Annotated in this window: 8 protein-coding genes; 1 reads left to right on the forward strand and 7 read right to left on the reverse strand. The window is 37.1% G+C overall.

All coding sequences use genetic code 11. The features are described 5' to 3' along the window. Positions 1-14 precede the first annotated feature (14 nt). From ACMAYL_RS02735 to ACMAYL_RS02750, 4 genes are all read right to left on the reverse strand, one after another. Positions 15-629 carry a transposase gene (locus ACMAYL_RS02735; RefSeq protein WP_103217447.1) on the reverse strand — a complete coding sequence of 205 codons (615 nt, stop codon included), beginning with the start codon at positions 627-629 and terminating at the stop codon, positions 15-17. Between the two features lie 340 nt (positions 630-969). Further along, positions 970-1434, reverse strand: coding sequence for a cyclic nucleotide-binding domain-containing protein (locus ACMAYL_RS02740; protein WP_103217448.1), 465 nt, complete (start codon positions 1432-1434; stop codon positions 970-972). A 44-nt stretch (positions 1435-1478) separates the two neighbouring features. Next, on the reverse strand, positions 1479-2450 hold the full coding sequence (locus ACMAYL_RS02745) for a hypothetical protein (protein ID WP_103217449.1): 972 nt from the start codon (positions 2448-2450) through the stop codon (positions 1479-1481). A 44-nt stretch (positions 2451-2494) separates the two neighbouring features. Further along, a complete protein-coding gene (locus tag ACMAYL_RS02750; RefSeq protein WP_412470707.1) occupies positions 2495-7771 on the reverse strand; it encodes a hypothetical protein in 5277 nt (1758 codons plus the stop codon). Between the two features lie 368 nt (positions 7772-8139). Between ACMAYL_RS02750 and ACMAYL_RS02755 the strand changes: the two genes are divergently transcribed. Beyond that, positions 8140-13026 carry a hypothetical protein gene (locus tag ACMAYL_RS02755; protein ID WP_412470708.1) on the forward strand — a complete coding sequence of 1629 codons (4887 nt, stop codon included), beginning with the start codon at positions 8140-8142 and terminating at the stop codon, positions 13024-13026. Here the strand turns inward: ACMAYL_RS02755 and ACMAYL_RS02760 are convergent. From ACMAYL_RS02760 to ACMAYL_RS02770, 3 genes are read right to left on the reverse strand one after another with little or no spacing between them, the layout of a single operon-like run. Then, positions 13013-14029, reverse strand: a complete 1017-nt coding sequence (locus tag ACMAYL_RS02760; protein WP_412470709.1) for a hypothetical protein — start codon at positions 14027-14029, stop codon at positions 13013-13015. The two genes, ACMAYL_RS02755 and ACMAYL_RS02760, sit on opposite strands and share 14 nt — an antisense overlap. Beyond that, positions 14026-15111 (reverse strand): hypothetical protein, encoded by a 1086-nt coding sequence (locus ACMAYL_RS02765; RefSeq protein ID WP_103217453.1) that lies wholly within the window; start codon positions 15109-15111, stop codon positions 14026-14028. The genes ACMAYL_RS02760 and ACMAYL_RS02765 overlap by 4 nt, the downstream gene beginning before the upstream one ends. A gap of 23 nt (positions 15112-15134) precedes the next feature. After that, positions 15135-15806 carry a hypothetical protein gene (locus ACMAYL_RS02770; protein WP_103217454.1) on the reverse strand — a complete coding sequence of 224 codons (672 nt, stop codon included), beginning with the start codon at positions 15804-15806 and terminating at the stop codon, positions 15135-15137. Positions 15807-16091: the final 285 nt, after the last annotated feature.

A 16091-nucleotide genomic window follows, 5' to 3' on the forward strand; every position in this document is an offset into this window, starting at 1 on the left:
TACGCGCCACCTTTTCAGGATTTCAACATCTTGCGATCATGAGTACTTACACTAAGTGGGATTTCAAAAACACTCCTTTTTAAAGAAGTGCTAATAATATTAGTTAAATTACTTGAAAACCTTTGTTCATAAAAAGACACCTCATCTGCATACATAAAGTGTGGCCTATAGTTTAACAAGCGAGCTTCAAAACTTGTAAAGTGTAGAGAACTATATGGATAATCAATACATCTTTCTACAATATTAACTCGAAGAGGATTTTGATAAATATAACGATATACATTTTGTAAATAGTCCTGATTGGAGACGATAGTCCACTTATAGCGATTACTGAATTTATGATTTATTACCCTAGCATTTCGACTAATTAGCTTTGAGAGTTTGAGATTAAAATACATCATAAACCTATCAAGATTCTCATTAGGAGTTGTAACGAGTAAGTGATAATGATTATTCATTAAAACGAAACAATTTATTTCAACATTAACATTTTTCCGAGCATAAATTAATGCCTGCTTAGCTAAATCCCAAACATGATACATTGGTAGAGGAAAAGGAACTTTATTATTAGTTCGAGATGTTACGTGATAAGGAAACTCATTTTGTCTTATTAATTTAGGTCTAGGCATTCAAACGTTCTGACGTATCAGACATGACAAATAAATAAAAACGACAACATTTTATTTTTTAATTCAATTACGAAACTTGGTACGCGCCACCTTTTCGAGATTCTAGAAAGTTATCTATTAAAAAGGAGAAATCTTCGTCAAAAATCTCACAAGAATTAAAATTACTAATATAAAAAGATTCATTCAATAATCAATACTAATTAGAAGCAACGAAATATAAAGTTTAGGGTTAAGTATAGAAGAAATTAGAAACTAAGTGATTAAAATCTCGAAAAGGTGGCGCGTACCAAAAAGGGGGGCAGCTCAGTGAACTGCCCCTCCCCCCATCTCAGCGCTAGCTTTAGGCAGCTTTCTTAATTTCTTCCATTTCCATGATTAGGGTTGAAATTCGTTTACCTGCGCCCTGTAAACGTCCGGCCAGTAATCTTGATAGATTGAGTATCAAGAGTGAAAAGATTCGAGGATTGGTTTTGTACAGGCCGAATATGTCCGAGTAGTTCATGACGAGAACATCTGTATAATTATCTGATTGAACAGTTCCATAACGTTTATTTTCTTTAAGAAGTACCATCTCACCGAAGAGGTCTCCCTTTTTACAACGAGCAATTTCTTTATCGTCAGCATTAAAAACTTTTGCTGAGCCATTTAAGATAAGGAACAACTCCTCACCACTATCGCCATGTTTAAAAACATAGTCGCCAGGTTTTAGCGTAAGCACCTTACAGTGCTCACATATTGTCATAATTTCGTTGTCATATAGGTCAAAGAATAGCGGACAACCTTTAACGATTGATAAAACACTCATTTCTCTTCTCCAAATTTAAAGTCAGCTTAAATTTTTTAGCTTTATTAAGCTACATTCTTCTTATCAGAATCAACTTTCTTAATAGGAGCGTCTTCACGCATGTATCTCTCGATACTTTGAAGAACTTTTAGTACACCTTGCATTGTACTCTGCTCCTTAGCATTACCACGTTGAAGGTGATACCAAAGGTTCTGCATTGAAGTTTCAACTTTCTTAAAAATCTTGTAACGCTTTTCCGGTAGTGGGAAAAGAGTGTTTAGGAAAGTTAAAATTAGAGAAAAGAAAATCCCCGCAATCGATGTCTTCATCGAGAAGGCAACGTTGATAACGAAACGAGTAAGGTTATCTGAAGATTTTTCAATATTATTAAAGTCAATGGCCGCAATCTCAGGAAGGGCCATGGCAATACCAATGAACGTCCCGAAAACCCCAAATACAATAAAAAGGTTTGGAAGAATATCGATCATACGTGAAGCACCATCAATAGGGATCTGTCCGTAAAGCTTAGTCCAATTTCTATCATCACTCATGATACGGTCAGTAAGCTCTGTATAATTAGGAGGAACTGTTGATTTAAAAACCGAACTCTCCCCATGAATTGAAGCAATTAGACCGTGCTTAGAACCAATATACTGGTTAAGCGAAATACTTGAACCTTCAGAGCTATCGATCTCTTTATCGATTTCTCTTTGCTGTTGTTGCATGGCCTCTTTTCCATCATAGTGACGATTTTGAATATTGGCATTATTACTGAAACGAAGAGCGTTATCAGGAAGGGCCGCATTTACTCGTCCTAGAAGATTCGACATATAAGAGTCGATATCATCAATTGGTATATTTTTTTGCTTATCATCATCAATGGCCGCATCAAGCTCGCGAGTAAAACGAGAGTAATAAGCATCATCGTCCTTACTGTGGCGATAAGCTAAGTAGCGGAATACTAGGGCACAAACTAAAAGCCCCATCATAAATTCGATAAGATATGTACCGAAAAACCCTAAAACTATCTCAATCATACGTACCTCTTTGTTAGGTCTACCAATCCTCGACTATTGGTATTCTATTTTAGTTCTGGAGACAATTGTAATAACCTCTCCATCGCTTTTGGATCATCTTTAAGTGTAAAGCTCAGCTCAACACGTTGTGACTGTTTACAACTATAGTCACCACACTTCATGTCTTCGTTTGCAAGTGGAACTGCGTAGCTTGCAGGTTTTCTCTCTTCGACGATGAAACCTTTTGGCTCAATAAGTTCAGCTGCAATCGACTCACGTTGTCTCTCAATAACCGTATCTAATAGAACTGGTCTTGAGAAACCATAACCAATCGACTTCGTCACATTTCTCATATAGAACTTATATGGATAGCTCATTCCATCACTATAGATATAGTTAGAAATTGCTAGTGCACGTCGTGACGACAGGTTTAAGTTATAGTTATACGAATAAGCTTCTGCCATCATAGGATCTAGTGCCTTACCAGCAAATAGTGGTGAAGCGTGACCTTCTACGTTGAAACTATCAAGCTGCTCTCTAACTGTATCATCAGCAAATAAAACTTCTGAGTACAGTGGGATTAGATCTTTTAGCTTCTTCTTCGCATGAACACTCAGTCTTGAAGAACCAGTTTCAAATAGTAGGTTCTTATCCATTAGAAGTGTTACGTTACCAGTTTTAGGATCAACCGCTGCATCAATATTATTATTTCTAAATTTATCAGCTAGGTTTCTCGCAATATTTGCACGTAGATTCTTCTTCTGATCTTCAACTTTCTTCGCAATTTTCTTAACTTGTTTCATGAAGTCTTTCTTATCGTTAACTTCAGCAAGACATGAGTTAAGTTTCTTGTTAGCACCATCAAGCCCGTTACCAAGTTCAGTAACCTTCTTATTAAGCGCACTTGAACCAGTCTCACAAGCATTTAGGTCTTCACCAAGAGATGCGATTTTACGGCCAAGATTTCCATTTTCATCATTCTTATTAGCAAGGGCATTTTGTAGATCACTAACTTCTTTTCCAAGTCCTGCAACCTTCCCTTTTAAGTCTTTATTTTCGTTATTAAGTCCAGCAAGCTCACCTTTTGCTTTACCAAGGGCCTCTTTAAGTCCACCGTTCTCTTTTCCAAGACCTGCAAGTTTACCTTGGGCCTTACCAAGAGCTTCTTTTAGGCCACCGTTCTCTTTTCCAAGACCAGCAAGCTCACCCTTAGCTTTTCCAAGAGCGTCTTTTAGACCACCGATCTCTTTACCCATACCAGCAAGTTTTCCTTGTGCCTGACCAAGAGCTTCTTTTAGACCACCGTTCTCTTTTCCAAGACCAGCAAGTTCACCCTTGGCTTTTCCAAGAGCGTCTTTAAGTCCACCGTTCTCTTTACCAAGACCAGCAAGTTCTCCCTTAGCTTTTCCAAGAGCTTCTTTAAGTCCACCGATCTCTTTCCCCATACCAGCAAGTTTTCCTTGTGCCTGGCCAAGAGCTTCTTTTAGGCCACCGTTCTCTTTTCCAAGACCAGCAAGCTCACCCTTAGCTTTTCCAAGAGCGTCTTTAAGTCCACCGATCTCTTTACCCATACCAGCAAGTTTTCCTTGTGCCTGGCCAAGAGCTTCTTTTAGGCCACCATTTTCTTTACCAAGACCAGCAAGCTCACCCTTAGCTTTTCCAAGAGCTTCTTTAAGTCCACCGATCTCTTTACCCATACCGGCCATCTTACCTTTAGCTTGACCTAGGGCCTCTTTTAAACCACCGTTTTCTTTACCAAGACCAGCAAGCTCACCCTTAGCTTTTCCAAGAGCGTCTTTAAGTCCACCGATCTCTTTACCCATACCGGCCATCTTACCTTTGGCCTGTCCAAGTGCTTCTTTAAGACCACCGATTTCCTTACCCATACCAGCAAGCTTACCTTGAGCTTGTCCAAGGGCCTTCTTAAGTCCACCGATTTCTTCACCCATACCTTTCATCTTACCTTTTGCCTGACCTAGAGCTTTCTTAAGCCCTCCATTTTCCTCAGACATACCAGCAAGCTTACCTTCAGCTTGGCCAAGTGCTTTCTTAAGGCCACCAATTTGTTCGCCCATTCCTTTCATCTTACCTTTGGCCTCACCAAGAGCTTTCTTAAGCCCTCCGTTTTCTTCTGCCATACCAGCAAGTTTACCTTGAGCTTGTCCTAGTGCTTTCTTAAGTCCACCATTCTCTTCAGACATTCCCTTAAGTTGACCCTCGGCCTGCCCTAGAGCATCTTTAAGTCCACCATTTTGTGCCATAAGAGATTTATTATCACCTTCAAGTTTACCAACCATCGCCTTAAGACGATCAACTTCACCAGCAAGCCCCTTATTCTTAGCGTCCCCTTGTGCAAGTTTTGATTGAAGGTTTTTGATATCACCTTTTAATCCTTGATTGTTCTGCTGAGAACGAGCAAGGTTTGATTTAAGTCCATTAACATCATCGTTAAGACCTGCGATTTTTCCATCACGAGCGGCAACATCAGCATTAAGTTTTTTGATTTGAGAATCTTTTTGTGCTGTAAGTGAATCCATCGCTTGCGCATGCTTACCTTTTAGATCTTTAATTTGATTGTCATATGCAAGCTTCTGATCTGACTTACTTTTTTCAAATTGTTTTGTAAGATCAGTAAGTTCACGTTTGTGATCAGCGTTAAGCTTTGCAATCTGTGACTGCGCATCTTTTTTAACACCTGCTAATTGCTTTTCTTTTGACTCCAGCTCCGATTGGAACTTCTTGTTTAAATCAGCAATTTTAGACTCATATCCAGCTTTTTGTTTGGCTTCAGATTTCTTATGCATTTTCTCTAGATCAGTAATTTTCTTAGCATGATCTGAGTTAAGCTTTGCAATTGTCTCTTGTGACTTCTTGATTGTTCCAGCAAGTTGAGCTTCTTTAGTATCAAGTTCTGACTGATGCTTTTTATTAAGATTTGCAATCTGAGACTCATAACCCATTTTTGTGTCTTGTTGTTGCTTCTGGTGAGACTTTGTTAAGTCATCAACCTTCTTAGCATGATCCGAGTTAAGCTTCGCAATTGTCTCTTGTGATTTCTTGATTGTACCAGCAAGTTGAGCTTCTTTAGTATCAAGCTCTGATTGGTACTTCTTATTAAGATTTGCGATTTGAGTCTCATAACCCATTTTCGTATCTTGTTCTTTCTTCTCATAAGCTTTCGTTATATCTGTAACTTTCTTTGCGTGATCTGCATTAAGCTTTGCAATTGTCTCTTGCGACTGTTTCTTTTGTCCTGCTAATTGTTGATCTTTAGAAGTAAGCTCTGATTGGTATTTCTTATTTAGGTTAGCGATCTGGGTTTCGTAACCCATTTTTGTATCTTGTTGCTTCTTTTCATACGACTTAGTAATCGTATCTACTTTTTTAGCGTGATCAGAATTAAGCTTAGCAATCGTATCTTTTGATTGTTTAATCTGACCATCTAACTGTTGTTGTTTAGATGTAAGCTCTGATTGATGTTTCTTATTAAGATTTGCAATTTGAGTTTCATAACCCATTTGCGTATCTTGTTGCTTCTTTTCATAAGATTTAGTTAAGTCATTAACAGTCTTTGCATGATCAGAATTTAGCTTTGCAATCGTCTCTTGCGACTCTTTCTTTTGACCTGCTAATTGTTTTTCCTTAACATCAAGTTCACCTTGATATTTCTTATTAAGATTAGCAATCTGAGTTTCATAACCCATTTTAGTGTTTTGCTGCTGCTTTTCATAAGTCTTTGTAAGGTCAGCAACTTTTTTCTGATGATCCGAGTTTAGACGAGCAATCGTCTCTTGAGAGTCTTTTTTCTGACCCGCAAGTTGCTTATCCTTTGTATCAAGTTCTGATTGAAACTTTCTATTCATATCAGCAACTTGTTTCTCATAACCTGCTTTTTGTTGCTGTTTTTGTTGCTCATAAGACTTTGTTAAGTCCGCAACCTTATTCTGGTGATCAGCATTAAGAGTTTTAATTTCATGCTCTTTTGTTGAGATGATATTTGCATACTTCTTATTTAGGTTATCAACCTTAAGCGTGTGATCTTGATTAAGCTTTTGAACTTCTTGTTGCTGTTGCTTTTTCTGTTCAACAATTTCTTTCTCTAGCTTTTCTTGGGCAATAATACGCCCTTCAATCTCACGATTGGCCTTAGCAATTGCTTCTTCATTTTTGCGCTTAACTTGTTGAAGCTCTTGAATTTTCTTTGTATCTTCTGTTACTTTTTGAAGAGTATTTGCTAGTTTTGATCTTACTTTTACAATCTCATTATTAACAAGTTTGTTTTCAGCTTGTTGCTCCTGAACTTTCTTTTGTTCAACTTCTAGCTTTGTTTCAAGCTTTGACTTAACTTGAGTAATCTTCTTAATATCTTCAGTTTGCTTAGTAATTTCTTGTTCAAGCTCTTTAAGTTTCTTTTCTTGTTGAGTTTTAACTTGCTCTACACTTGAAAGAGTTTCTTCGATTTTCTTCTTCTGCTCTTCAACTTGTTTCTTTTTCTTATCTAACTCACCAACTTTTGAGTAAAGAATATTATTCTTATCTTTTGCTTTTGCAAGCATCGAGTCACGTTCTTTAATTTGTTCTTCAAGATCAACTAATGATTTTTCTTTGAACTCTAAAACAGTTTTAATTCTCTTTTGCTCTTCTTCTTGCTCTTTAATCTTCTCTTTTGTTTGCTCAAGATTCTTAGAAAGCTTTTCATTCTCTTGAGACTTCTGCTTCATCTCTTTAACGATTTGCTGAATTTTCTTCTCAAGCTCTTTTTCTTCCTTCTTTTGACGCTCCATCATTTTTGATAGCTTATCAAGTTGGGCCTCTTTAGAACGTAGATCATCTTGATTCTTACGAATTTCTTCAAGACGCTTCTTCATTTCTTTTGCTTTTTCGTTAATTTCTTTCTTTAATTCAGTATTTTCACGAGAGATCTTTTTTGACTTATACTTTTCTTTATCAAGTTGTTGTCCAACTTTTTCAACAATTGACTCTTTCTTTGTTTGGTTCTCAACCATTTCTTCCATGATCTTTTTATTCTTTTCTAGTTTCTCAACAAACTTAGAAAGCTCGACCATTTTTTGATTGATCACGTTCTTATAATCAGTAACCTCAGTGATTGATTGCTCAATCTCATTCTTGGCCTTCATTTCTTTGATTTTTTGCTCTTTGGAAACCATTCCTTCAAGTTGTTCTTCGTGTTTCTTCTTTTCCTGCGCTTGCTGCAAAGATTTAACACCAACTTTAATCATGGCGAAAACGAACATAACTAGGAATACAACCGCAACGGTTGTAAACATATCTGAGTATGAACTCCAGATTGACCCGTCGTCTTTTCTTTCTTCTCTTTTCATAATCCTACCCTCGAACAGCTATTAGAATAGCGATTTCTAAAGTTTATTAAAGAGAATGGCCTCTAAGCCGTTTAAATTTCTGTCTATCTTAAATATTTACACGAACTTAGCTTAGTCTATGAGCATTTTTGGGGCCAAAAACCAACTTGCAAGATGAACACCAAAAGTGACAAGTATTGTGGCCAACATAAATAATTTTGGCCATTGCCAAGTATCTGAGTCAAATGCTCAGATGGATTTTAGAGATTTTCAGCTCTAACCTCCTAATAACTCATTTTATTATGATTTTACTGCGGCATATTTTAACCTTACTTTATATTAATCTTAAGTAGTTACGTGATTGAGACGATAACTATTTGGGATAGTAAATGAAGAAATACACGGAACAGTTTAAATTCATTCTGATGTTTACGCTAATGCTTATGATGGCAAGTTCATGCGTACCTCAGGCAGCTAATAATCGCTCTACATCTAGCAGTGAAAACGATGGTGTGGAAACAGAGATCAACGATCCAACGTTCGCTGATTCAAGGGCCTATATTCAATATGCAGGTAATGTCTATGATGGCGTATTTGAATTGGATAATTACTTTGATGATAAGCTGACATTAAGGGGCCGTGGAATTCATAATTATGTGAAAGTAAATCTTAATAAGACTTACTGTGCTGTCGTTAACTTCCCAGGTATTGAGAGTGGTACACCACTAGTGGCAGTTGGTTTTCCACAATACACAATTAATGTTTCAGAGAATTCAAAAGAATACTTCTTAAGATTTACTTATCGCTCAATTGATAAGTCTATTACTCAGAGCTATTGTGACAATATTGATGTTCAGTCATTTATTGTAGGTAAGGCCCTAAATTCAACGAAAGTAAAATACGATATTGATGAAATTTGTCCAACTTGTTCAAATATAACAACAACGTCAAGTTCACTTCTATTAACCACAAGTTCAGGGGATGACCTTACAACGGCCCTTGGAAATAATATTTCTTTCAAACTATTCTTCACTTATATAGGAACACCTGACACAGGAAATTTGTGTTCACAAGATTCACAATGTAGTGGAAATGGTAGTGACTACTGTTGTCTTAATGGACAATGTGTTCAGGATTTATCGGAAAAAACACAGAATATTCCAAGTACTGTTTTAAATGAGATTGATCTTAACCCATCTGCTATCTATAACTATCCAAATTACTATAATATCTGTACGACAGGTTCTGTACCTGGAACTGACCCAGATGAGGATTATACACCAGATGAAGAAGCGGCCATTCGCTTTAATCGCCTAAAGCAACTTTTTCAATGTACCACTCCATTTGATGGTGAGCGAGGTATCTGTACAACAATTTATGAAGGTGCTCGTACTGATCTAGAAGAAAACTACGAGACAAATATTGATGATACAAATTTTGCTTCTACCTATAAAGGAACAAAGCCTTTTGCAAACTCTGTTCATGAAGTACGTTATCAAAATGGAATCATCTATAAAGAAGGTGCTGCTATTGTTCCTGGAACAGTGACAATATCAGGAGAGAATGACAACTTAACAGATACAACAAAACTTAAAATTACAACTCCATATAGTGAGACGAATAAGTACAAGAACTTAGAGATTGATGCCTATACTGATGTTTCATGTAAACGAATCAATAACTTCCAAGCACAATGTTATAAAGTATATAAGCAGGGACAAAATGAAGGGATGGCAACAGACCACTACCCTGGTACACAACGATTCCAAATTCCTTATTATGCAAATTTAGGAAATAAGCTAGTTGTTCAAGTTGATGAAGTCACAAGAACACAGAATTCTTCATGGACACTTTCAATTGGATCAATCAATGAAGTTGTCTTTGGAGACAATTATATTGTTCAGGACTCACAGACTGTTAAGATTACATTTTATGTAGACCTTAGCACTTATCCTACCATTCTAACTTCAAAAGAAGCTGCTCAACAAGAGATTGCGACATACTGTAAATGTTCACTTTCTCAATGTGCACTAGAAGAAGTAAGAGATACAAATGACGTGGTTGTAAACTACCAATGTTACCTAGTTTCAAATCAACCACAAGCTCCTTTACAACAATCATTCTATCTCTCTGCAAAGACGGCCCCGCAAAGGTATTTTGACAGCAATGGTGTTTCTAAAAAAGACCTAACGCTTACTGATGTTATTCTTGAACCAAACCTTGCTCAAGAAGGAACAGCATTTGCCTATGCTAACGGTGATAAGTCAAAGCCAAACAATCTAACGGATTACGTTGGTTTTAGTGAGATTTATGGAAGCTTTGATCTGACAAGTACAGCTGCCAAAGCAGCAAAAGAAATCCAAGTAAATGAAGGTATAACTTATGATATCTTCGTTTCAGGTGGAAACTACTCTAGTTGTTCATCATGTGGAAATGATTACTACGCTTCAAGTTTAAAGTATCTTTCAAATGAATTTATAAATGGCCCAGCAGGATATCAACCGGACCTAACAACATCATCGCGTACAAAAACAACAAAATATCGCTCTGATGACTTTTTATTTGGACGTGCCTGTTTTGTACCAGCAACAATGCTTGCTTGGACTCATCAGCCATATGAAGATCAGCAAGATCAAAGATTAAATCGCATGAAGGCACAGCACTTTATGGTTGCTAATGGCTATGACCGCGACTGGTATGGATTCAACTACGGATCTGTTATTGGATCATTTGATGGAGTCAAGTGGTTCGCAGTTGGTTCAAAAAGAAGAATTAAGGCCACAAGTAATAAACTATTCTTAGCAATTAATGCTAAGTTTGCAGATCAAACTGTTGAAAACAGCTACTCTGTAACAGTACAGGATTCTGTTATTAATGGTAGTTCAAATATTCCAACTACTGACTATGCAACAGATGGTGCAACTTGCCAGCAGGTTCATGCCTGTAACACAGATAATGAATGTGTCTCAGCTCTAGGTTGGGATTACGCTTGTGAAAATATATCAACTCTATCGTCACCTTTTCCAAATTTTGACGTTAACGGAAATGAAATCCCACAAGAAAGTGATATTGATCGTCTACTATCTTTAAGTGGGACATTCTCAGGTGGAGTTAAAAGATGTGTATACAGAGGACGTGGAGCAGCTTGTCTACCAGAATATAATAATGTGAACAACTCGTCTCAATCTTACACGACAGTCGGTTCGAAGAGACTTCACGGTTGTTCATTCAACAATCATTGTCAGCCACTAGAAGGTGCCAATAATGAAAAGTTCAACAATCGTCTTTCTCGTAAGGCAACTTCCCTAGCATTTCAAAATGGTCAAGTTGATTCAGATGAAGATCTTGTTTCAACAGTAGGTCTTGAAGCACCAGCACTTGGCCGTCCATTTAACTATATTGGTAATGAAGCACCTAATTCTAATGCAAAGAAGAATCTACTTCTTAATAATGTTCAGGGACTATGCCTTCCTGGACGTGATGCAAATCTAGAAGATGTTGTCGTTTCAATGGATCGCGAATCAGTTCTAGTACCAGACTTTATTGGGAATATGGGGAACACTGTTACAGATCTACAAAATAATGTGAATCTTAATACTTACCTAAGCTGTCCAACTTTCGATACGACAGGAGACTATGTTGCCTTTGACCGCATTAATAATGTGAATACAAGAACATCTGACTTACAACTTCTTTCTCGTTCTCAAAACCTAAGTACTTACTTCTTAGAGATTTTTAATGGACTGACAAATAATAATTTACTGAAAGATCTTGAAGATGAAGATGCACCATATGTTGACTCACAGGCACTACCTGTTAATGCATGTCTAAGAGCACCAGGTTCAACTTGTTTTACAGATTTAGATTGTTCAGCTTCTAAATTTGTAACAGATAATACAAAAGGTGTATCAATCGATGATCTAATCACGGCCACAAGTCAGTATGAACTTTCTTTCTGGCAAACAGAACAAGTATGTTCACAACCAGCACGTGTTGGTGATGATGACTATGACATAAGAAATAATCGTTGCTGTACTCAAATGGGAAATACATTTAAAGTCCCTACTCTTGATATCTTTGGAAGACCAATTTCAAATGATTCAACAATCACAAATAGTGATGGTGTTGATCTTACAAGAGTACCTGGGGCAGAAATTGGAGCAAAAACTTCAACACGCTTCTCAGGAAATGTTCTAACAGAATATGAGAGAGAAACAGACGGGCTAAACACAATGACGATGGCCACAAAGGATGCAGGAATTCCAGAAGCTAGTGCCTACTCACAATTTAAAGCACTTTCAACATATGGAAAGAAAATGTGCTGTAGCGAAAACTGGGTTCGTAGTTTCAATAAAGAAGTTAATGGTGGTGGCCATGAGTGGGGACCAAATAAAATGCAAGCACACGGCCAGGACTCACTTGAAGATTTCAAATGTTACAACTACGCTGATCAGTCAAAGCAAAACTGTAGTGCAACTCAAGCGCAAAATACATCAAGTTGTTCTTTAGTAGATATTCCAGACGCAATCGGTGAAGATATCACAAAGTGGCTTGGATATTTTGAACTAACAGGTATTCCAAATATTGTTATTAAAGATCATATCTCAGGTGTAGTTGATATGAGTGATAACAAATGTAGTAAACCTATTTACCGTGATGATACAGCAGCTCCTGAATATGGTGTTGACGGTTATATGATTGCAGATACTCTTGACTACGAGCCACTATCAAAAGCTAACGAATTTAAGCCAGTATTTGAAAGTGATGAGTTTGCTTGTTGTATGCCAGCGGGAACACAGATGCAGGCCGGTGATGATGCTAATCTATGTTGTACAGGTTATATCAATCCGCAAAATAACAAGTGTCAACTTAAAAATTATTCGAACGTATCAGCATATACAAATCGTTTTGTATCAAGTGAGCTTCAAAATCTACCGGATTCAGATTTTGAACCACTAACAGGACATATGAAAGATCGTGAAAAGTTAGCAATCGTTGCATGTCAGCAGAGCATGTGTGCTGATGGTTATGTTGGTTTTGGTCTTGCTCATGGACAGTATGGACTTCCAGAAGAGACACTGGCAGATGCAGATGCCGCTGGTGTTGGTAACGTTAAGCGATTCATGCAAAACACTGACAATGATAATGAATTAGGTCGAGTGGATTATTTCCTAGAAGGTCTAAAGTGGAATGCACACGTGTATTGTCTACCGGCCAACGTGGCAGCTGAGCTACAAGGCTCAACACCAGCTGTTCAAGTTCTTAACTGTAATTAAATTTAATATCAGCAATAATCTTAGCGAGGAGTGCCTTGGCCGCTCCTCTATTATCTTTTGCTATATAAGGATGAATTTTTAAGCTGAGACTTAATTGGCCATTAAACTCCATTGCAACAATTCCTACTGGAAAATTTTTAGATCCAGGAGTCGTTGCAAACCACACTTCATCTTGACCAAGAGATTTATAACTTTCATCACTAACATCCCAGGCGCCAATATTAGAGAATGTTCCTAGCCAGAAATTTTTAGTCGCTGAGTTTCGTGAAAGTTTTGCCATGTAATTACGGCCAAATAAAACACCAATATGATGAACCCACCATAGGCCAATGTGATTTAAAGTTTTTACTTTTTGCGAAAAGCCATTTCTAATTTCGTTATAATCAGAGTTCGCATTTAAGCGTAGTTGAACAAAAGAAGTATGATTCTCGTAAGGACTCTTCTTATTTACAATCCCTCTAATATTAATTGGCAGAAGCCATGAGTATCTTAACTCTTGTGCATCATCTTTTATGAGAGAAAAAACGTGGTGATTAATTAATTCTAGAAGAACAACATTTTGCGAAAGTTTCTTCTCCTTTAAGAAATCATTAAAGGCCTTAGTTTCCTCATGGTTAAGAACGCCTACCTCAAATTCATAATTATCTTTAGGTCTATTATCATTTTTCTCCTTCCAATCAGGAGCACTTGCAGGTGAAATATCCTTTGCTTTTAAAGCAAGCATCAGATGTTTCCAAAAAGATATTTTCTTATGATAATTAGAATAGACTGGAGTTCTCTTTGCTCCAAGCTGAGTTAAATAATAAGGAATTGAGGCACTTCCATCCATCAGAGAATGAGAGTATTCAAAGTACTCTGGTGAAAGAAGGTTACCGTCATGCCACTTAGCACGGCCAATCACACATTGATCGTTCTCTCCCCTTTCTTTTAATAATTCATACCAAACACCTACCCAGTCACGGCCAAAGTAACGTTTAGAAATAATATTAAAAGGCCATATCACAGCAGACTTCCTTCAAAACGAAAAGATCTCTTAGGCCATAGGCCCTGATTCTCATCACTGTGAATTTCAAACATATGTCCTGTGCTTTCCACAACAACGCCGTCAATTAGTGGCGAGAAGTGAATCTCATCCTGTCCCGTATATAAGTTACAGATATGATAATGACTCAACAGATGTGAATCTTTTAAATATTTAATCATAGCTGATATGATATCTTTTTTTGTATCGTTACTCATAGCAGACTTAAAACAGAGGTATTGAACCTCTAAGGTTTTTAAAATACCATTATCAACTTTGGGCCTTCCCATCATTTCAACAATATTAGTTAAAAACTTCTTTGCAAACTTTAAGTTATATAGCTTGTAAGATCGTCCAAGATCGCGATTGGCAATCATAAAGATTGAGACTAAATCACTGCCATCAAATACACCGTAATAGGCATTACCTTCTTGATCATCGAGCTCCTCCATAAGGTCTAACTCATGGGCCTCTTGTGTATAGAAAGTTGAAAAATCAGAAAAAGGGATTTCTCTTACATCAAAAAACGTTGGATTAAAGACTGCAGGAATCACAACAGAATAGACGTGATAATTATTGATATAGCGGTAGTTATAACCTCGCCCTCCCTTTGTTAAGGAAGCTATGGCCTTTTCATTATCCGATAAGATCGCGGTGTAGGCCATTTCACATCGAAGATCTTCGGCCAATTTAGGAAGAGCAGCAATGACATCAGCAAAACATTTACGCCACTGTACCTTTGCTCTTCTTCCTCCTTGAGGAGAAACTCTTAAATCACAAAAATATGCAACAGGTCGATAGTCACCATCGATAAATCGTAAGTGTCTTACAATTGTACCAACACCACAAATACTTAAGTCTTCATTTAGAAATAAGAAGGTCCAGAAATGGTTTCCTTTTCTTTCGTAAAACTTGAAGAAGTCACTGCCACGATCAAATGACAATGCTTCATCACCAGTTTCCATATGAATATCTTTATAAAAGTTTAAGATCCCTTCGTTATCTTCTTTAGTCGCCAGCCTAATATGTGAGTAAGGGGCAACGACCTCTTCCAAGGTCAACATACAAACGCTCCTTGCTAGCCAGACTAGCTATAAGATTTAACTTTTTTAATTGAGCGAGCTTTTAGTAGTCTCTTTAAAAGGAACATTACGATGCGACCAAATGATAAATGGACATTCATCATTGTTCCATACTCAATAACTTCATCATCAGGCTCACTCATACCAGGTAGCATTTTAGTATAGCCTTTATAAAGTCTAAACGGGCGTATTGTATTATAGATCTCACCAAGTTTTGGCTTGGCACTTGAGTATGCATAAATATAAAAGTTACGTCCCATGCGTGATGCTTCAATATACATCATAAGCCAGAAGTAAACTCCTAGCAGTCGACAACGTTGATAGCGTGACATCCAAAGTGCTGTGGCTTCGAATAAATCATTTTCAAAATCTGGAACATCTTTTTTTAATTTTGCTAGGGCATCATCAGGTAAACTTTTTACGACACGAGAATCACTACCTAGTGCGAAAGTAAAACCACCACACATTAGCCCGTGTTTATTAAACAGAGCAAATGTCTTATTTCTAGCAAGAAAATCTAAAGGAAATTTAACACCAATTCTTTGGTAAGCGAGTTGTTGAAACTCTTGTAATTCATCAAGTTCGTTAATGCATCTTAGTTCCGAGCGATAAATACGCTTAACTCGGCGCCCCGTTCCAACAATAACACCTGGCAAAACAGCTAATTGTCTAATCATTACTCTCTCCTGTTAGAGTTGATGGGGACATCTTAGGAATAAGCTTAAGCATCAGTAAAATCTCAAAAGATTATTAAAATTTCCCCAATTTCATCCTGCGCACTAATAATACCTATAAAATTGCGCGCTTAGAAAGGGCCATGAGAAATCTTATTCAATTTCTAACAACATTTTTGGCCATTTCCGTCAAAAAAATATTATTTGCAATAATTATTAGTGTCATAGTGCTACCTTTCGAATTTGTACAAGTGTGAATAATTTCAATAATTAATGCCAAGTACCATG

The organism is Halobacteriovorax sp. RT-2-4, from assembly GCF_047085445.1.
Lineage (GTDB): Bacteria > Bdellovibrionota > Bacteriovoracia > Bacteriovoracales > Bacteriovoracaceae > Halobacteriovorax_A.

Excerpts from the sequence above, each read along its gene's own strand:
- ACMAYL_RS02740 (WP_103217448.1), bottom strand. The coding sequence starts at position 1,434 with ATGAGTGTTTTATCAATCGTTAAAGGTTGTCCGCTATTCTTTGACCTA.
- ACMAYL_RS02750 (WP_412470707.1), bottom strand. The coding sequence starts at position 7,771 with ATGAAAAGAGAAGAAAGAAAAGACGACGGGTCAATCTGGAGTTCATAC.
- ACMAYL_RS02770 (WP_103217454.1), bottom strand. The coding sequence starts at position 15,806 with ATGATTAGACAATTAGCTGTTTTGCCAGGTGTTATTGTTGGAACGGGG.
- ACMAYL_RS02765 (WP_103217453.1), bottom strand. The coding sequence starts at position 15,111 with ATGTTGACCTTGGAAGAGGTCGTTGCCCCTTACTCACATATTAGGCTG.
- ACMAYL_RS02755 (WP_412470708.1), top strand. The coding sequence starts at position 8,140 with ATGAAGAAATACACGGAACAGTTTAAATTCATTCTGATGTTTACGCTA.
- ACMAYL_RS02735 (WP_103217447.1), bottom strand. The coding sequence starts at position 629 with ATGCCTAGACCTAAATTAATAAGACAAAATGAGTTTCCTTATCACGTA.
- ACMAYL_RS02745 (WP_103217449.1), bottom strand. The coding sequence starts at position 2,450 with ATGATTGAGATAGTTTTAGGGTTTTTCGGTACATATCTTATCGAATTT.